12 protein-coding genes and 1 pseudogene are annotated in these 18,278 nt (G+C 65.1%); 5 read left to right on the forward strand and 8 right to left on the reverse strand.

All coding sequences use genetic code 11. The features are described 5' to 3' along the window. Positions 1–121 precede the first annotated feature (121 nt). Positions 122–568: pseudogene (locus ACTJLC_RS22375) on the forward strand (IS3 family transposase); the annotation flags it as partial. A 144-nt stretch (positions 569–712) separates the two neighbouring features. Here the strand turns inward: ACTJLC_RS22375 and ACTJLC_RS22380 are convergent. Further along, positions 713–2,116 carry a methyl-accepting chemotaxis protein gene (locus tag ACTJLC_RS22380; protein WP_244744017.1) on the reverse strand — a complete coding sequence of 468 codons (1,404 nt, stop codon included), beginning with the start codon at positions 2,114–2,116 and terminating at the stop codon, positions 713–715. On the opposite strand from ACTJLC_RS22380, the gene ACTJLC_RS22385 reads away from it, so the two are divergent. Continuing rightward, positions 2,115–2,426 (forward strand): hypothetical protein, encoded by a 312-nt coding sequence (locus ACTJLC_RS22385; protein WP_154874005.1) that lies wholly within the window; start codon positions 2,115–2,117, stop codon positions 2,424–2,426. The two genes, ACTJLC_RS22380 and ACTJLC_RS22385, sit on opposite strands and share 2 nt — an antisense overlap. A gap of 169 nt (positions 2,427–2,595) precedes the next feature. Here the strand turns inward: ACTJLC_RS22385 and ACTJLC_RS22390 are convergent, their stop codons facing one another. Continuing rightward, positions 2,596–4,086: a flavin-containing monooxygenase gene (locus tag ACTJLC_RS22390; protein WP_440845152.1), complete on the reverse strand. Its 1,491-nt coding sequence runs from the start codon at positions 4,084–4,086 to the stop codon at positions 2,596–2,598. A gap of 144 nt (positions 4,087–4,230) precedes the next feature. Between ACTJLC_RS22390 and ACTJLC_RS22395 the strand changes: the two genes are divergently transcribed. Then, the gene (locus tag ACTJLC_RS22395) at positions 4,231–4,899 is read left to right on the forward strand and encodes a TetR family transcriptional regulator (RefSeq protein ID WP_073431032.1); all 669 of its coding nucleotides are present in this window, start codon (positions 4,231–4,233) and stop codon (positions 4,897–4,899) included. Between the two features lie 84 nt (positions 4,900–4,983). Here ACTJLC_RS22395 and ACTJLC_RS22400 read toward each other — a convergent pair whose 3' ends face one another. From ACTJLC_RS22400 to ACTJLC_RS22410, 3 genes are all read right to left on the reverse strand, one after another. After that, positions 4,984–6,189: a tetratricopeptide repeat protein gene (locus tag ACTJLC_RS22400; protein ID WP_310132374.1), complete on the reverse strand. Its 1,206-nt coding sequence runs from the start codon at positions 6,187–6,189 to the stop codon at positions 4,984–4,986. Positions 6,190–6,254: 65 nt separating this feature from the next. Beyond that, entirely contained in the window at positions 6,255–6,935 is a 681-nt protein-coding gene (locus ACTJLC_RS22405) for a PspA/IM30 family protein (RefSeq protein ID WP_073431034.1), read from the reverse strand. 441 nt (positions 6,936–7,376) lie between these two features. Next, on the reverse strand, positions 7,377–8,015 hold the full coding sequence (locus tag ACTJLC_RS22410) for a hypothetical protein (RefSeq protein WP_073431035.1): 639 nt from the start codon (positions 8,013–8,015) through the stop codon (positions 7,377–7,379). 518 nt (positions 8,016–8,533) lie between these two features. Here ACTJLC_RS22410 and ACTJLC_RS22415 point away from each other — a divergent pair. Next, a complete protein-coding gene (locus ACTJLC_RS22415; protein WP_154873995.1) occupies positions 8,534–11,035 on the forward strand; it encodes a penicillin-binding protein 1A in 2,502 nt (833 codons plus the stop codon). Between the two features lie 417 nt (positions 11,036–11,452). Next, complete coding sequence (locus tag ACTJLC_RS22420) at positions 11,453–12,331, forward strand: lipid A biosynthesis lauroyl acyltransferase (protein ID WP_114162558.1); 879 nt, start codon at positions 11,453–11,455, stop codon at positions 12,329–12,331. Here ACTJLC_RS22420 and ACTJLC_RS22425 read toward each other — a convergent pair. The 3 genes from ACTJLC_RS22425 to ACTJLC_RS22435 are packed head-to-tail and all read right to left on the reverse strand — an operon-like array spanning position 12,325 to position 18,118. Then, positions 12,325–13,836, reverse strand: a complete 1,512-nt coding sequence (locus ACTJLC_RS22425) for an efflux transporter outer membrane subunit (RefSeq protein WP_310132379.1) — start codon at positions 13,834–13,836, stop codon at positions 12,325–12,327. The two genes, ACTJLC_RS22420 and ACTJLC_RS22425, sit on opposite strands and share 7 nt — an antisense overlap. Positions 13,837–13,838: 2 nt before the next feature. Continuing rightward, positions 13,839–16,967 carry an efflux RND transporter permease subunit gene (locus ACTJLC_RS22430; RefSeq protein WP_440845156.1) on the reverse strand — a complete coding sequence of 1,043 codons (3,129 nt, stop codon included), beginning with the start codon at positions 16,965–16,967 and terminating at the stop codon, positions 13,839–13,841. Beyond that, the gene (locus ACTJLC_RS22435; protein WP_310132384.1) at positions 16,964–18,118 is read right to left on the reverse strand and encodes an efflux RND transporter periplasmic adaptor subunit; all 1,155 of its coding nucleotides are present in this window, start codon (positions 18,116–18,118) and stop codon (positions 16,964–16,966) included. The genes ACTJLC_RS22430 and ACTJLC_RS22435 overlap by 4 nt, the downstream gene beginning before the upstream one ends. Between the last annotated feature and the right edge of the window lie 160 nt (positions 18,119–18,278).

Genomic DNA, 18,278 nt, shown 5'->3' on the forward strand with positions numbered 1-18,278 from the left:
ATGTCGCCTTTGCTATGAGCAACGCTTGAATGGAGAGCCGGATGCGCTGAGAGGTGCAAGTCCGGTTCGGGGAGGAGAGGCCGGGAAATAGCTCGACTACGTCCGGTCTCTTACTCCACTGAGAACGCTTCAGGGCTGGTCCTATCTGGCGATCGTGATGGACCTGTATTCGCGCCGTATCGTCGGCTGGGCGTTCGCGCTGTTGCCGGATACGGTTCTGGTTATCCGGGCCTTGCAAAAGGCGCGCGAGCATCGACGCCCGCCGCCCGGCCTGATGTTCCACTCCGATCAGGGATGCCAGTACACCAGCGCACATTTCGTGAACGAACTGAAGGCAAACGGCATCATTCAGAGTATGAGCAGAAAGGGAAACTGCTGGGATAACGCGCCGGTTGAACGGTTCTTCAGAAGCCTGAAGAACGAGTGGATCGACGAGAAAGGGTACCCGGATCACGCGCAGGCCGAGCGCGACATCGGGGCCTACATCGACAACTTTTATAACTACAGGCGCATCCATTCGGCGGCAGGCGGTCTGCCACCGGCACGGTGCGAAGCTTCACTTTTTTAAAAATTCGCCTTTGGGGTGTCCAGGTTTGCTTGACCACTACAGTGCCGCCCCGCACAGGGGCAACGCCAATAGACCACTAAGATCACAAGGAAAAGCCACCACCACAAGCAACCCAACCAACCGCCGAAAAGGCAAAAAAAAACCTCAAACCCGATACCCAACCCGAACCCCACCCCAATGCCGCCCACCCACAAAAACCGGCGCGGAAGCATCCTTCATCAAAACAAACTCCCCGCCCCCCATATCGCGCCGATAAGTCTGCAACAGAAACTTCTTGGTATGCGACCCAGCAGCAAGACCAGTGCGGTCATTGAACATGCGCCGGTTCCGGCAGTTCGCCATATTCCAGACCACATCGTCGCGCTGTGGCTGTGAAAATTTCAGGTTGTGAGTCGGCAGATAACCGCGCACGTCGATAGCGGCACAAAACGCCACGCGTGGGTCCAGTTCGAGCAAGGGCTCCTGAATGGCCGGCAAAACCCGGTCGGTAAACGCGGTAAACCGCGTCATGAACTGAGCCGGATTACTTCCCGCAATGGGCACGTAATGCTGATCGAACAGATCCTCGATCGATATCTCGCCGCGCGCGACAGCCGCTTCGAACACCTTGCTCACCTTCGCCGCCGCCTGCTGCACCGCTTCGATGAAACGCGTATCCGCGGTCTCGACGCCCGTTGCGGCGGTCAGTTCGATCAACGTCTCCGACACGCCGAGCAGGTTGCCCAGCCGGTCCTTCGCCTGCACGAAGTTCTCGCTCGAATCCTCGACGCCGCTCGCCATTTCGAGCACCTGCGCCTCGAGTCCGTCGCATTGCGTTTCGATCTCGCCGGTCAACGCGGCAATCTGTCCGGCTTCGTTGTTGAGATGCGCGATGGCGTCGCCCGTCGCGTGCACGACCTCGCCGATCTTGCGCGTGCCTTCGCGCACCCGGTGCGCCCGCGCGGTGTTCACCGAACCTTCGCTGATCAACTGCTCGGTCTGCTGCGTGAGTTGCGCCAGCGTCGTCTCGATCTGACCGGTTGCCTGCGCGGTTTTCGCCGACAGGTTCTTCACCTCGGCGGCCACCACCGCGAAACTCTTGCCGGACTCGCCCGCGCGCGCGGCTTCGATCGCGGCGTTCAGCGCCAGCAGATGAGTTTGGCGCGCGATCAGCGAAATCTCCTCGGAGACGCGGCTCACATGCGCGAGCGCGCTGCGCAGCGCGCCGATCTGGCTTTCGATCACCGTCACGCCTTCAACCAGCCCGTGGATGTCGGCCAGCGACGCCTCCAGCGTCTGCTGCGACTCCTGCACGCCGGTGGCGGCTTCGGTGGATACGTTGCGCATTTCGCGCGCGGCCGCGGCGATGCGATGGTTGCCCGCGAGCGTCTGCGCAGCGGACTCGCGCAGCGCGCGGCACACCTGCGCCTGGTGCTGCACGCGCGCGGCCACTTCCTCGACGTGCCCCGATACGTCGCAGATTTCAATGCCCAGTTTGCCGGCTTGCGCGGCAATATCGCCGACGACCGATTGCGAACGGGCGGCCCGGCGAAAGCTGAAGCGCGTCATGTACGTCTCCTTGATGGCGCGGTTGGCGCAGTCGATTGGCGTGCGCACCCAGCGCGGATGCAGCGCCTTCTCAGTGCGTTTACGGCCCGCTTTCGGAAGACTTGATACGGGCTATCCCGCAGTCGCTATCATGTGCGGGTCGAGCGGAACCACCCGCAACGCATTCTTTCCCTTCCTTTCTTCGCAGGCGAGCATGATCGAGTCCTTCGCGCGCGTGTCGGGCTGGCAACAGCTCTATCATCTCTGGCAGTTGATCGTGATGCTCTGCCAGTTTCTCTGGGCGCTGCTGCGCCTGCTCGGGGGCGGTTGAGCGGGCCGGCTAACGCAGGCGAGGGACGGGCGAGATCTCGCGCGGTCATGCGCGCGAACAAACGATTTAAGCGGACTCGGCAACAAAGAGTGGGATCAGGCGGACGTGCGCGGCCGATCAGCTATCAGCGGCCGACAGCATCGCAACTAGCAACTAGCCGGCGCAACATTCAAGGCGCAAAACGATAATCGCGCGGCCGCACACGCCGCGTGCGCTTGCGGAAGCTGAACGTGAACCCCGGCCACACCACGGTGACCTTGCCGGTTTTCGTCTGATACCAGCTATGGCAGCCGCTGGTCCACACGGAGTGCTGCATCTCCCGTTGCAGGCGCGCATTGAAATCGCGCTGCACGTCAGGGCGCAAATTCATCGTGCGGGCTTTGCGCCGGCGCAGCACGCGCAGGCAATCGGCGATGTATTGCACTTGCGACTCGATCATGTAGATCATCGAGTTATGGCCGAGCCCCGTATTCGGGCCGACGATCATGAAGAAGTTCGGGAAGTTCGCGATGCTGGTGCCGAGGTAAGCCTCGGGACCGTCGCGCAGCCACATCGCGCCGAGGTCGGCGCCCTCGATGCCGATGACGTCGAACGGCGCGCCCACATCGTTGACCTGAAAGCCGGTGCCGCAAATGATCGCATCGGCGCGATGATGCGTGTCGTCATGCGTGACGATGCCGTCCGCGACAATTTCGCGGATGCCGGTCGTCACCACATCGACATTCGGCTGAATAACGGCGCGATAGTAATCGCTCGACAGCAGCACGCGCTTGCAGCCGAGCCGGTAGTTCGGCGTCAGCCTGGCGCGCAACGCCGGGTCCTTCACGCGTCGTTCCAGATAGCTCAGGCCGAATTTCATCGGCAGCTTCATCAGCTTTGGATTGACCACGAAGGCGACCGCGCGCGATTCGAGTTGCCAGTAGATCGCGCCGCGCACGAAGCGCTGCGTGAACGGCAGATGCCGGAACAGCCACTGCGCGAGCGGACCGATCGGCTTGTTGGGCTTCGGCATGACCCACGGCGCGGTGCGTTGGAACAATTCGAGCCGTGCGACGCGCGGTTGAATTTGCGGCACGAACTGAATCGCGCTCGCGCCGGTGCCGATCACCGCGACGCGTTTGCCTTCGAGCGGATACGCGTGGTCCCAGCGCGCCGAATGAAACAGCTTGCCTTCGAAGCGTTCGAGTCCGGCGATGTGCGGCAGGGCGGGGCGCGACAGCGGGCCGCTCGCGGCGATCACCACATCGGCCTCGATGCTTTCGAGCGCGCCGTTCGCGTCGATCTCGACTTGCCAGGTCCGACGCACTTCATCGAAGCGCGCCGCGGCAACCCGCGCATTGCAGCGCACGTAATGCGCGACGCCGTACTTGCGCACGCAGTGCTTCAGGTACGCGAGAATTTCCGCCTGGTCGCCGAACGCATGCGACCACGCCGGATTCGGCTCGAACGAAAACGAATACAGATGCGACGGCACATCGCAGGCCGCGCCGGGATAGGTGTTGTCGCGCCAGGTGCCGCCGATGTCGCTCGCGGCCTCGTAGATCGTGAACGACGTGATGCCCATCTTCAGCAAACGGATCGCCATGCCGATGCCCGCAAAGCCGCTTCCGACAATGGCAATGCGCGGCGAAGCCGGCGAGGCGGATGAAACAGGTGTCAAGGCGGGTCTCCGGCGAGGCGAAATTCAGGCGTCTACGTCTGTCTACTTCAACATACGGCGCAGGGTAGACAACTGTACACTTCGCGTCAAGATCGTTTAGAGTACGGCGTATTAACGCGCGCCGTGCCCTTTGATTGAACGCTCATGAAATCCGCGCCTGAAGCGATGTCCGAGAACCATGAACTGCCTGCTGGCAAGCGCAAGCTGATCGACGCGGCCTTGCGTCTGACCGCCGGCGGCCGCAGCTTCGCGAGTCTGGGCTTGCGCGAACTGGCGCGTGAGGCCGGGCTCAATCCCAACACGTTCTATCGCCATTTCGACACGCTCGACGAGCTGGCGCGCGAGGCGGTCGAATCCGTGAGTCGCCGCTTGCGGCCCATGCTGCGGCGCGAACGCTGGCTCGCCGCGCACGACGACGCTCATAGCGTGCCGCGCCGCGCATGCGCGGCGTTCTTTGCGTTCGCGCTGGAAAACCGCGAGGCCTTCGTGAGCGCGCTGGCGGAGTACCACGGCACGTCGCCGGTATTACGCGAAGCGGTGCGCGCGAACCTTCACGACGTGTCGGCGGAAATGGCGGACGACGTCGTGCAACTGGAATGGATGCCGACGCTCGCGCGCGAGACTGTCGACGAAGTCTGCACGCAGATCGTGCTGCAACTGTTTCACCTGTCGGCGGAATACCTCGACGCGAATGCGGCGCGCCAGCAAGCGCTGATCGCGTATGCGGAGCGTTTCATTGTCAGGCTGTTCGCGGGCTCGGTGCTGCTCGCGCAGCAGGAGCCGGGCAGGGCGGCGGCGCCGATGCGCGGATAAAAACCTCACGCAAAAAAACAGGCTCCGCGAAGGAGCCTGTTTTTCATGAACGCCTCGTCGGCGCGACGGCCGCATGGCCGATGCTCAGGTGTTGTTGTCGTTCCACCCGCCGGAATCGTCGTTGCTGCCCAGATCGACGCCGCCGCCGCTGTTATCGTTCCAGTCGTTCGACCCCTGGCCGAAATCGAGGCCGCCGCCATTGCCGCCATTGCCGCCGTCGTTGCCGCGCCGGCGCGCTTCGTCGTCGACGACCACCTCGCGTTCCACCACGCGCTCACGTCCGGAGTTCAGCGCTTCGCCAAGCAGCACGCCGGTCAGCAGACCGCCCATGCCGCCGCCGAAACCGCCGCCGCCTTGCTGCACGACGACCGGCGGCTGTTGCTGATACGGTCCTTGCTGCGGATAAGGCGCTTGCGGGGGATTGCCGAAGCGTTCGGCTTCCTGCGCATACGGCGACTGCTGCGCGGCCGGGGCCGATGCCGATGCGGCATACGGATCGGGCCGGCCGTCGGCACGCGCGCGCATGCTGCCGATGCGCTGCTCGAGTTCGTCGAGCTGATACGGCGGCACCGGATTCTTGCTGTTCGACAGCGTTTCGACCAGGCCGCGCAGTTGATCCTCGGTCGCTTCGACTTCCTTCTCGAGCGCCTCGTGACCTTGCACCGTGGAAAGCTTCACGTCGAGCTTGAGCGAGCGCACGGTGTTGAGCATTTCCGTGGCGCGCTTGAGTTGCACGCGACGATCGTCGTCGGCGCGCGTGTCGTCCTGTTTGCGGGCGCGCCGCAGCGTCCAGCGCAGCACCAGCGCGATTGCGCCGATCAGCAGGGCGATGCCGATCCACATGCCGATGCCCGGACCATGCTGTTGCGGCGCTTGCGGGATCATCGCCGGCTGCTGCTGCACGGCCGGCGCATTCTGCTGCACGAACGGGTTCGCCGCGCGGCTGGTGGTGTTGCCGCCGGCACGCTCGGCATTCTTGCGAATGCGCGCTTCGGTTTGCGCGAAACGGCTCGGGTCGGTAAAGCGGATTTGCGGATCGAGCGTTTTTGCCTGCTGAACCTGCGCGAGCGCGTCGGCATGACGGCCTTCGCGATCGAGCACCTGGCTGTAGAGATAATGCGCGCGGGCATTGTTCGGATGCGCCTGCAGCACTTCGCTCAAGCCGGCATCGGCTTGCTGCCAGTTGCCTTGCGCCATGGCGGATTCGATCTGCTGAACCGTCGGCACGGCAAACGCCGCGGCCGACACGAACAGCAATGAGGCGAACGCGGTTGCGAGAAATTTTTTCATTGACGGACCGGGCGCGATGCGCCCGTCTCCTTGACGACTACCTCGACACGGTAGTGCCGACGCAATTACTGGGCCGGCGTGTTCAACTGCTTCTTCAACGCTTCGAGGCGGTCCTCGACGGACGGACCGCGGTTCAGATCGGCGAGCTTGTCGTCGAGCGCCTTGCCGCTTTTCACGTCGGCCGAATTCAGGCGAGCGTCGGAACGCGCGTTCGACAACGCGACCTTGTCTTCCAGCTTCTGAAAATCCTCGGAAAGATTCTTGCCGCCGATGCCGCCCAGCGCGGTAGCCGCCACGTCCTTGGCCTGAGCGATCTGCTGCTTGGCCTGGAGAATGTTCGAGCGCGCGTTCAGATCGTTACGGCGGGTGCGCATGTCGTCGATCTGGCTCTTCAACTGCTCGACCGACGGCTCCAGCGTGGCCAGTTCCTTCGCCAGCGCATCGCGTTCGGCTTCGGCCGTGGCTTGCGCGCCGAGCGCTTCGCGAGCGAGCGCTTCGTCGCCGGATTGCAGCGCGCGCTTCGCGCCGTCTTCGTACTTCTTCGCCTTGTCGCCGGCAACGTCGCGCTTGCTTTGCTGCGTGGCCACTTGCGCCTGAATCTCGATCAACGAGTTCTCGGCTTTGGCGATGCTCTCGTCGAGCTCGCGCACGATCTGGCGCGAGTCGCGCGACGGGTCTTGCACGGAATCGGCCGCGTCGTTCAGAAGACCTTTGAGCGTGCGCGAAATGCTGTCAAAAAGCGACATGAAAACCTCCAAAGAATGATGTCAGCGCCGAATAATTCCGCGCGCTCAACGGCTTGCCTCTGCTACTTTACGCCGCCGCGCGTGAAGCTGCGCAGCGTTCCGACCGGAGGTCGGGGCGCGCTTGCCGATTGCAATAGCGACGCCGTAAATTGTTCGATCGAGCGATCGAACGTGTGAACCGGGGCAGCGCTAAAACGCGCGGCCGGTCATCCAGCCGCTCGCGGATATTACACCACGGGGTCTCTTAAAACGGACTTAAAGGGTGCGATGAGAGAGGGCGCGCAAACCTTGCGCGCGAAGTGTGTCGGTAACGTGTCGTCGAGGTGTCGCGAAGGTTTCGCCTGGGCATCACGTGTGGCGTCAAGGCATCCATAGCGAGTCCTCATGCGTGGGGCGGGATGTTCGCGCAACAGGCGTTGCCGATTGCATCGCGCCTATGCGTCACGCGAAGCGTCCACCTTCCGTACTCGGGTCGCTCAGTGGATCGTCCTCGTTCTGAGCGCCGTCGATGCGTGGACGCTTGAGCACGCTGCGGGCCTGCGCTTGCGGGTCGGTCTGCGGCGCTTGCGGTGTTGCGGAGCGTTTCGCGGACGCCGCTTTTGCCGCGGCGACACGCGCCACCGCTTCGGCGGTTGCCGCGGCTTCCTCGTCGACGCCGGCGGCGAGCGCGGCGGACACGTCCGCCGGCAGCAACGGTGTGGGCTCCGCCGCCGACGGGCTGTCCGCCAACGGATCGCGAGTCGACGCGGCACCTGTTTGCTTTGCCGCCGTGTTTTCCGCCGAGGCGCCCGCTTCGCTGTCGCCATGCGTTTGCAAGGCCGCCGGCAGCGCCGCGCGCGCTTGCCGCGTGCCGTGCGCGACGCGCTGCAACGCGGCGTCGAGCGCGTCCGGCGCGCGTGGCGCATTGAGCCGGTCGACGATGCTGGCCGCTTTCACCTGTTCGCTGGTCGCGCCGAAGCTCAGTACCGCGCGCCGCATCAGTTCGCTCACGCTGATGCCGAGTTCGGCGGCGGTGGCGCTGATCGCGCGTTTCTGTGCGGTAGTGACGAATACGACGATGCGTTCGCTGGGCTTGTTCATGGTCGGCTCGCATACTTGTTGGCATGGTCGGCACAGACGTGCATTCGGCATAAGCCGTTCGCATGCGCCGGGTCCATCATATGACGAGTTGCACCGACGCGTAACGGGCGCGACATGAAAATCCCATGACATCAACGGCTTGTAGCGTTTCGGGCGGGCTTGTCCACAGGCCTTTCAACATTTTCTGTTGATAACTTCGACACGGCACGCAAGGCATTTGTATGAATGCCGTAATCTACAGACGCCTCGTCACGCGACGGGAATTCTTACAAAAAAACTGGCTTCGACTCCGCTTGCTTTCTTTAAAATGCGCTGTTACGTTGCGCCGGACACTGTCCCAGGCGCGCCGTGTGGCCGACCGGGGGTATCAGGCCGCGCGGCGGTTCGCGCCGGGTTCGGGCCTCGATGCGCCTCTGTGCTCATTGATGCGCCTTTAGCCACGTCGCTCGATCACGATCCATGCATGCGCCAGGAGCGCGTGCAGTCAGGCGCGCAGTCATGCGTCCACTATTCCAGTCATGCCAATCATCAAACGACCGCATTCCTCCCACTCTCCGGCTGGTGAAGACCGGGATTCCTACCACCGCACTCCAGGACGCAACGCCGCCTCGCGCGACGCCGAGGCGGGCCGCCGTTCCGTCGGCGCGACGATCGCGATCTGGTTCGCGAGTCTGATCGCGACCGTCGCCGTGGTGGGCGCGTTGATCGTCGGCTATGCGCTGGTGGTGATGGGCCCGCAACTGCCGTCGCTCGACGTGTTGACCGACTATCGTCCGAAAGTGCCGCTGCGCGTCTACACCGCGGACCACGTGCTGATCGGCGAATTCGGCGAGGAACGGCGCAGCCTCGTGCGCTTCCAGGACATTCCCGACCAGATGAAGAAGGCGGTGCTCGCGATCGAGGACTATCGCTTCTACGAGCACGGCGGCGTCGACTTCCTCGGCATTCTGCGCGCCGGTTTCGCCGACCTCGCGCATGGCGGCGCCTCGCAAGGCGCGAGCACGATCACGATGCAGGTGGCGCGCAACTTCTTCCTGTCGAGCGAGAAGACCTACACGCGCAAGATCTACGAAATGCTGCTCGCCTACAAGATCGAGCGAGCGCTCACGAAGGATCAGATTCTCGAGCTGTACATGAACCAGATTTATCTGGGCGAGCGCGCCTATGGTTTCGCGGCGGCCGCGCGCGTGTACTTCGGCAAGGATCTGAAAGACATCACGCTCGCCGAGGCCGCGATGCTGGCCGGCTTGCCGAAGGCGCCGTCCGCGTACAACCCGGTGGTCAATCCTAAGCGCGCGAAGATCCGTCAGGAATACATTCTGCGGCGCATGCTCGAACTGCGGTACATCAGCCGGGAGCAGTACGACCAGGCCGTGAAGGAAGAGCTTCGCACCCGCAACCCCGGCAACGAATACAGCGTGCACGCCGAGTACATCGCCGAAATGGTCCGGCAGATGATGTACGCGCAGTACAAGGACGAGACCTACACGCGCGGCCTGAACGTCACCACCACGATCGATTCCGCCGATCAGGACGCCGCTTACCGCGCGGTGCGCAAGGGCGTGATGGATTACGAGCGGCGCCACGGCTATCGCGGACCCGAAGGCTTCGTGCAACTGCCCGCGCCCGGCGACGACCGCGACCAGACGATCGACGACGCGCTCACCGATCACCCCGACAACGGCGAGCTCATCGCCGCTGTGGTGACGGACGCGGGTCCGAAGCAGGTGAAGGCGCAACTGGTGGACGGCACTCAGGTGACGATCAGCGGCGACGGCCTGCGCTTCGCAGCCGGCGCGCTGAGCGCGCGCGCGGCGGCGGCCACGAAGATCAAGCCGGGCTCGATCGTGCGCGTGCTTGCCGACGACAAAGGCAACTGGCAGATCACGCAGCTTCCGCAAGTGGAAGGCGCGCTGGTCTCGCTCACGCCGCAGGACGGCGCGATTCGCGCGCTGGTGGGCGGCTTCGACTTCAACAAGAACAAGTTCAATCACGTCACGCAGGCGTGGCGTCAGCCGGGTTCGAGCTTCAAGCCGTTCATCTATTCGGCGGCGCTCGACAAGGGGCTGGGACCGGCCACGATCATCAACGACGCGCCGTTGTACTTCCCGTCGAGCACGCCGGGCGGCGACGCGTGGGAGCCGAAGGACGACGATCAGCCGGACGGCCCGATGCCCTTGCGCCTCGCGTTGCAGAAGTCGAAGAACCTGGTGTCGATCCGCATCCTGTCGTTCATCGGCACCAAGTACGCGCAAGACTTCGTCACGCAGCGTTTCGGTTTCGATGCCGACAAGACGCCGCCGTATTTGCCGATGGCGCTCGGCGCGGGCCTCGTCACGCCGTTGCAGTCGGCGGGCGCGTACTCGGTGTTCGCGAACGGCGGCTACCGGATCAATCCGTATCTGATCAACGAGGTGACCGATGCGCGCGGCGAGCCGCTTTCGAAAGCGCAGCCGCTGACCGCCGGCCGCGACGCGCCGCGCACGCTCGAACCGCGCAACGCGTACATCATGAACAGCCTGCTGCATTCGGTGGCCACCGCCGGCACCGGCGCGGGCACCAACGCGCTGCATCGTTCGGACTTGCAGGGCAAGACGGGCACGACCAACGACGCGAAGGACGGCTGGTTCGCCGGGTATCAGCAATCGCTGGTGGCGGTGGCGTGGATGGGTTACGACCAGCCGAAGACGCTCGGCAGCCGCGAATTCGGCGCGCAACTCGCGTTGCCGATCTGGGTCGAGTACATGCAGCGCGCGCTGCGCGGCGTGCCGCAAGCCGAGCCGCCGCAGCCGCCGGGCGTGACCACCGTCGACGGTGAACTGTTCTATGCGGATATGACGCCGGGCAACGGCTTCGTCGCCAGCATCGGCCTCGATTCGGCGAATCCGACCGCCGGCGTGAGCGATGCGCTGGGCGGCGTGGGACCGGCCGGCATGACGCCGCCGGCGGTGCCGCCGCCGAGCGTCTCGTCGAACGAGAAGAAGCAGATCATGGATCTGTTCGAGACGAACAAACCTTGAGGTCGTGGCGGGCGTGCGCGGGCCGCACGGTCCCGCACGGTCCCGCGTGTGGGCTGGTCGGAAAACGGGTGGGCGTTTGCGAAAACGCCGCCCTTCGCCAACGCTTTTCCCGCGCCTCGATGATGGCGCGGCGAGCGGCTTTTGTCCCCGCACTGCGCGGTGTGTTTTAATCACGCCTGCGGTGCTTCCATTGGGTCCCATCGGGACGCCCGATTCCTGGCCCGATTCCTGGGCCGATTCCTGCCCGGTTTCGGCCGCCAACACCGCTGCGTCTCGCCGCGAACGAGACGTCCATCTTCAGAACGCGCCGCGCGAGACCCGGTTTTGACGCGCGGCGCATGCCGCTCCGTCCGTTAGCACAAGCAGGTTGCTGCGGCCGGCTTGTTTGCCATCCAGCATCCACCGGGTCTCCGCCTAGTGAAAAGTCGAATCCTCATCGGTCTGATGACAGGTCTGCTGCGCGCCTTTGCCTTTCTGCCCTACGGCGTCGTCGCGCGGATCGGCACCGGTATCGGCGCGTTGCTGTACCGGATTCCGAGCACACGCCGGCGCGTCGTGCATACCAATCTGAAATTATGTTTTCCCGACATGAGCGACGAGGCGCGCGAACGTCTTGCGCGCGCGCACTTTTGCCATGTGATCCGCAGCTATGTCGAGCGCGGGCCGCAATGGTTCGGCAATGCGCGCGCGCTCGCGCGTCTTGTCGAAGTGGAAAGCGCGATCGATCTCTCCGATATGCAGGCGCACCCGACGATCTTCGTCGGTTTCCATTTCGTCGGCATCGAAGCGGGTTGCATGATGTATTCGACGCGGCATCCGGTTGCGTCGCTGTACACGCCGATGTCGAACCTGCTGCTTGACGCCATGGCGAAGCGCCAGCGCGCCCGCTTCGGCACGGAGATGATTCCGCGCAGCGATAGCGTGCGGCGGGCGTTGCGCGTGTTGCGCGAGGGCAAGCCGGTGATGCTGGCGGCCGACATGGATTTCGGTTTGCGCGACTCCGTGTTCGTGCCGTTTTTCGGCGTGCCGGCTTGCACGCTGACGTCCGTCTCGCGGATGGCGCGTGCGAGCAATGCGCGCGTGGTGCCGTTCGTGACGGAGGTGTTGCCGGACTATCGCGGCTACAAGCTGACGATCTTCGACGCGCTAAGCGATTTTCCGTCGGACGACGTCGCACTCGACGCACGGCGGATCACCGAATTTCTCGAGACGCAGGTCCGGCGGATTCCTGCCCAATATTATTGGGTGCATAAGCGATTCAAGAATCGGCCGGCGGGGGAGGCGGGCGTTTACTGAGCGTTACGGGTGGCTGTGCCGGCATTCGATGCCGCCGCGGCAGTCCCCGTTCCGCCCTCGACCGGCGGATTTCCCATCGCCTGAAACAACGCCGCCGTATCCGTCAAACGCGCGCTCGTATAGCGGATCTCATCGAGTTGCGCGTTACGAAACTGCTGCTCGCTCGAACGTGTCGACGCGACCGGCACCGCGCCCAGCCGATAGCGCCCCGACGTCTCCTCGAACACGCCCTGGGCCGAATGCGCGGCGCTATTGGCCGCCTCCAGCGCCTGCGCGTCGTGCTCGAGCGCGGCGAGCGTATCGGCGACGTTCTGGAACGCGGCCAGCACGGTCTGCTTGTATTGCGAGACCGTCGCGTCATAGGTATCCATCGCGGCGCGGCGCTGCGCGAACAATGCGCCGCCGTGGAACAGCGGCTGCGACAGCGATGCGCCGATGCTCCATATCGCTCCCGCGCCGGACAGCGCCACCGGCCAGCTAAACCCGCCTTGTCCCATCGACGCGCTCAGCGAAATGCTCGGGAACATCTGCGCCGTCGCCACGCCGACCTCGGCAGCCGCGGCCTTCAAGGCGGCGTCGGCGGCCTGGATGTCGGGCCGCGTGCGCAACAACTCGGACGGCACCACCACCGGCACCTGTTCGGGCACGCTCAGTTGCGCGAGATCGAGATCGTCCGGCGCGGCATCCGGCGTGCGGCCGAGCAGCACCGCCAACGCATGGCGCGTGGTCAGCCATTGCTGCTTCAGACCCGGCAAGCTCGCGGACAAACTCGCCGCGCTCTGTTGCGCACTCAACTGGTCCGCGTGGGATACGGCACCCAGCACGTAGCGGCGCTGCGTATCGCGTGCCTGATCGTTGGCGAGCGTGACGAGCCGTTCGGTCGTGTCGATCTGCGCGCGCAGCGCGGCGCTGGTGATCGCGGCGCTGACGATGTTGGCGGCGAGCGCCCGGCGCGCCGCATCGAACTGGTACGCCTGCACGTTCACGCGAGCGGCGAGCGCGGTGTCGGCGAGACGCGCCGCGCCGAACAGATCGAGCGTGTAGTGCGCCTGCAATTGCCCGACGAAGATGTTGTACAGAAACGTGTTCGAGCCGATCTCGGGGATCGCCAGCGCGCGATTGCGGGTCACCTGGCCGCCCGCGTCGATGGTCGGCAGCATCGAACTGCCGATCTGCGCGCGCAGTTGCTCGCGCGCCGCGGCGAGGCTCTTGTCGGTGGCGGCGAGCGTGGGGCTGTTGCGCAAGCCTTCGTCGACCAGCGCGTTCAGCGCATCCGAGCGATACAGCTTCCACCATTCGGGCACCGGCTTCGCGCCGACCACGAACTGTTGCGTGACGCCTTGCGCGGACGCCGTTTGCGTCGGCTGCGCCTGCGCGCCGTAATGCGCCGGTTGCGGCATCGCGGGCGGCTCGCCGCTCGGTCCGAACGAGCAGGCGGCGAGCGCGCATGCGGCGCCCGCGAGCGCGGCGATGCGCGGGTATCGGGAGATTGCGAAAGTAGCCATGATCAATTCCCCGTATGCGCCGAACCGGACGCGGACGGCGCCCGCGGCTCGCGTTCGTCGCCGCGCACTCGGAACCAGGCGGCGTACAGCGCGGGCAGATAGAACAGCGTAAGGACGGTCGCGCTGGTGATGCCGCCCATCAGCGCGGTGGCCATCGGACCGAAGAAGTTCGAGCGCAACAGCGGAATCAGCGCGAGCACGGCGGCGGCCGCGGTCAGCGTGATCGGCCGGAAACGCCGTACCGTCGCCCCGACGATCGCATCGAAGCGCTTGTGCCCCGCGGCGATGTCCTGCTCGATCTGATCGACTAGGATCACCGAGTTGCGCATGATGATGCCGAACATGGCGATCACGCCGAGCGTCGCGACGAAACCGAACGGCTGGCCGAACAGCAGCAGCGTCAACACGACGCCGATCAGACCGAGCGGCGCGGTCAGCACCACCATCAGCACGCGCGAGAAACTCTGCAACTGGATCATCAGCAACGTGAGCACGGCGATGATCATGATCGGCATCTGCGCGTTGATCGACGTCTGGCCCTTGGCGCTTTCCTCCACCGAGCCGCCCACCTCGATCCGGTAGCCGACCGGCAGCGTCGCGCGAATCGGGCCGAGCGCCTTGTTGACGGCGTTCGTGACGTCGATGCCTTGCGCGCCAGGTCCGACGTCGGACTGCACGGTGATCGTCGGTTGACGGTCGCGCTCCCAGATCACGCCGTATTCGAGATCGTTGCGCAGATGGCCGAGCGTGCCGAGCGGCACGGGGCCGTTCGGCGTCGGCATCGCCAGCGTGACGAGTTGCGCGGGGTCGACGCGTTCGGCTTTCGGTGCGCGCAGATCGACGCTGATCAGCTTGTCGCGTTCACGGTACTGCGTGACCGTGTAGCCGGAGAGCGTCATCGCGAGGAAGCTGGAGATGTCCTCCGAGCTCACGCCGAGTTCGCGCGCTTTCTTCTGATCGACCTCGAAGCGCACCGAGCGCTCGGCGGGTTCGTCCCAGTCGAACTGCACGCCGCGCGTGCCGGGATTGGCGCGCAGCGTCGCGGCGACGCGCTCGGCGATCGAGCGCACCGTGGCGATGTCGTCGCCGCTCACGCGGAACTGCACCGGATAGCCGACCGGCGGCCCGTTCTCGAGCCGCGACAGGCGCGTGCGGATCGCGGGGAATTTGTCGCGCAATTCGGGTTCGAGCCACTGCGCGAGCTTCTCGCGATCCTTCACCGATTTCGCGGTGATCACGAACTGCGCGAAGTTCGGCTGCTGCAATTGCTGATCGAGCGGCAGATAGAAACGCGGCGCGCCGCTGCCGACGAAGTTCACCGTATGGTCGATTTCCGGCCGGCCCGCGAGCGTTTTTTCGAGCCGCTCGGCCTGGCGCAGCGTTGCATCGAACGACGCGCCCTCGGGCAAGCGCACGTCCACCAGCAACTCGGAACGGTCCGAACTCGGGAAGAACTGCTGCGGCACGAGCGTGAAGCCCGCCATCGCGACGATGAACAGCACGACCGTGATCGTCAGCACGATGAAGCGCCGCTCGATGCACCAGCCGACCCAGCCGCGCAGCCGCGTATAGAAGCGCGTGTCGTAGATGTCGTGCTCGTGATCGTCCGCTTCGTGTTCGTGGCGCTTGCGCTCGGGCAGCAGGTGATAGCCGAGCAGCGGAATCAGCACGACCGCCGCGAGCCACGATGCGATCAGCGCGATCGCCGACACCTCGAAAATCGAGCGCGTATATTCGCCGGTGCTCGACTTGGCCAATGCGATCGGCAGAAAGCCGGCCACCGTGACAAGCGTGCCGGTGAGCATCGGAAACGCGGTGCTGGTGTACGCGTAAGCCGCCGCGCGCGTGCGGTTCCAGCCTTGTTCGAGCTTCACCGCCATCATTTCGACCGCGATGATCGCGTCGTCGACGAGCAGGCCCAGCGCCAGCACCAGCGTGCCGAGCGAGACCTTGTGCAGGCCGATGTCGAACAGGTACATGCACAGCGCGGTGACGGCGAGCACCACCGGTATCGAGATCACGACCACCATGCCGGTGCGCACGCCCAATGAAATGAGGCTTACCACCAGCACGATCGCGATCGCCTCGGCCACCGCTTCGAGAAAGTCGTCGACGGAGCGCGCGACCGCCTCCGGCATGCTCGACACTTCGGCCAGTTGCATGCCGGCAGGCAGGTGCTGGCGCAGCCGGACCGTTTCCTGGTCGAGCGCCTTGCCGAGGCGAATCACGTCGCCGCCCGGCTGCATCGTCACGCCGATGCCGAGCACGGCCTTGCCGCCGGAACGCATTTGCGTGGCGACGGGATCGTCGTAGCCGCGCTTGATCGTGGCGATGTCGCCGAGACGGAACGAGCGGTTGTTGATGCGGATCAGCGTGTCGGCGAGCGCGGCGACGTCCTTGAACTGGCCGGTGGGGCGCACGAACACGCGGTCGTCGGCGGTGGTCAGCGTGCCGGCTTGCGAGACGCTGTTCTGCGCGTTGATCGCCTGGCCTAGCTGCTGCGGCGAAATGCCGAGACGCGTGAGTTGCGTGTTGGCGATTTCGATGTAGATGTGCTGATCCGGGTCGCCGAAGTAATCGACCTTGGCGACACCCGGCACGCGCAGCAGCACGGTGCGCAACTGGTCCGCGTAATCGTGCAGTTGCGCGGCGGAAAAACCGTCGCCCTCGAGCGTGTAGATGTTGGTGTAGACGTCGCCGAATTCGTCGTTGAAAAACGGCCCTTGAATGCCTTGCGGCAAGGTCGCCGCGATATCGCCCACCTTCTTGCGCACCTGATACCAGGTTTCGGGCACGTCCTTGACCGGCGCCGAGTCTTTCATCGAAAAGAACATCAGCGATTCGCCGGGGCGCGAGTAGCTGCGCACGAAATCGATCGCGGGCGTTTCCTGCAATTTGCGGCCGATGCGGTCGGTCACCTGCTCCTGCACCTGGCGCGCGGTGGCGCCCGGCCAGAAGGTGCGGATCACCATCACGCGGAACGTGAAGGGCGGGTCTTCGGATTGCGCGAGCCGGGTGTAGGCGAGGATGCCGAACGCGGTGGAGAGCGCGATCAGGAAGACCACCAGCGCCTGGTGGCGCAGCGCCCATGCGGACAGATTGAAGCGTCCTTCTTCTTGCGTGGTGCTCATGAAGCGAAGTCCTCGGGATGCAGCGGCGCGATCGGCCGGACTTTCTCGCCGGCGCTCACCGTATGCACGCCTTGCAGCACGACGCGTTCGCCTTCCTTGAGCCCGCCGCCGATCACGATGGTGCGCTCGTTGTAGCGCGTGACGGTGACGCGGCGCAGTTCCAATGCGTTGTCCGCGGCTCGCACGACCCATACCGCGGGTTCGGCGCCGTCGTGGAACAGCGCGGTAGCCGGCACGACGAAGGAACTGCCTTGATTCGCCGCGCTGTTCGCCGGCGAGGTGGAGATCGCGATATCGGCGGTCATGCCGAGGCGCACGTCGGCGCCGGGGTTCTCGAGCGTGAGCCTCGCGCGATAAGTGCGGCTTTGCGGATCGGCGGCGGGCGACAGTTCGCGCACCCGCGCGGTGAAGCTGCGCCCCGGCAGCGCGGCCAGCGTGACCCTGGCGGTTTGCCCGACCGCCAGCGCGGCCAGCGCGCTTTCCGGCACGTCGCACACCACGTCGACGTCGCCGCTCCACGCGAGGTTGTAGACGGCCTGGCCCGCGGACACGTTCTGGCCGGTGTCGGCCTGTTCGGCGGTGATGACGCCGGCGTGATCGGCGACGAGCGTGGTGTACTGCAGCTGGTCTTTCGACAACGCCGCCTGCTGCGCCGCCTGGTCGCGCTGCGCGGCGGCGGACGCGTAGGCATTGGTGGTTTGTTCGAGCTGCGCGGGCGCGATCAGGTTTTCTTTTGCCTGCGCCTGGTCGCGCTCGAGCTGCTGCTTCGCGTACGTGAAAGCGTGCTGCGCGGCGGTGAGCTGCGCCTGTGCGCTGGCCGCGCTCTTTTGCGCGTCCGCCGGATCGAGCCGGGCGACGATCTGGCCGGTCTTGACCACGTCGCCGAGGCGCACGCGCCGCTCGATGATCTTCCCGCCGACGCGAAACGACAGCGGCGTCGAATAGCGCGCCTGCACTTCGCCGGGCAACGACGCCACCGGCGCGGCCTTGCCGTCGGCATGCACGGCCACGGCGACCACTGGGCGCGGCGCGGGCGCGGCCGCTTCTTTTTTCGAGCACGCGGCCAGCGTGACCAGGCCGGCGAGCGCAAGCGCGAAGGTTGCGCGGCGCAAACGCGCGGAACGGGCAAGCCGCTGTGACTGCTGGCGCATCGCTGACGATGCGGGAGGACCGGGACGCTTCACAATTACCCCAACTGGAGACGGCGAACGAACACGGCAAGCCGCAGGGGGCCCGCCAGCGGGGACGCGCAGGTCGTTTTATGCAGACAGCATGCGCATCGGACTTCGAATGGTGAATCGCATTCTAATA

This window comes from Paraburkholderia sp. 22099 (genome assembly GCF_052045835.1).
GTDB lineage: Bacteria > Pseudomonadota > Gammaproteobacteria > Burkholderiales > Burkholderiaceae > Paraburkholderia > Paraburkholderia terricola.

What these genes read in the sequence shown, in the direction of transcription:
- ACTJLC_RS22385 (WP_154874005.1), top strand. Translation starts at nt 2,115, where the DNA reads ATGTACGTCTCCTTGATGGCGCGGTTGGCGCAGTCGATTGGCGTGCGC.
- ACTJLC_RS22380 (WP_244744017.1), bottom strand. Translation starts at nt 2,116, where the DNA reads ATGACGCGCTTCAGCTTTCGCCGGGCCGCCCGTTCGCAATCGGTCGTC.
- ACTJLC_RS22395 (WP_073431032.1), top strand. Translation starts at nt 4,231, where the DNA reads ATGAAATCCGCGCCTGAAGCGATGTCCGAGAACCATGAACTGCCTGCT.
- ACTJLC_RS22400 (WP_310132374.1), bottom strand. Translation starts at nt 6,189, where the DNA reads ATGAAAAAATTTCTCGCAACCGCGTTCGCCTCATTGCTGTTCGTGTCG.
- ACTJLC_RS22405 (WP_073431034.1), bottom strand. Translation starts at nt 6,935, where the DNA reads ATGTCGCTTTTTGACAGCATTTCGCGCACGCTCAAAGGTCTTCTGAAC.
- ACTJLC_RS22410 (WP_073431035.1), bottom strand. Translation starts at nt 8,015, where the DNA reads ATGAACAAGCCCAGCGAACGCATCGTCGTATTCGTCACTACCGCACAG.
- ACTJLC_RS22415 (WP_154873995.1), top strand. Translation starts at nt 8,534, where the DNA reads ATGCCAATCATCAAACGACCGCATTCCTCCCACTCTCCGGCTGGTGAA.
- ACTJLC_RS22425 (WP_310132379.1), bottom strand. Translation starts at nt 13,836, where the DNA reads ATGGCTACTTTCGCAATCTCCCGATACCCGCGCATCGCCGCGCTCGCG.
- ACTJLC_RS22430 (WP_440845156.1), bottom strand. Translation starts at nt 16,967, where the DNA reads ATGAGCACCACGCAAGAAGAAGGACGCTTCAATCTGTCCGCATGGGCG.
- ACTJLC_RS22435 (WP_310132384.1), bottom strand. Translation starts at nt 18,118, where the DNA reads ATGCGCCAGCAGTCACAGCGGCTTGCCCGTTCCGCGCGTTTGCGCCGC.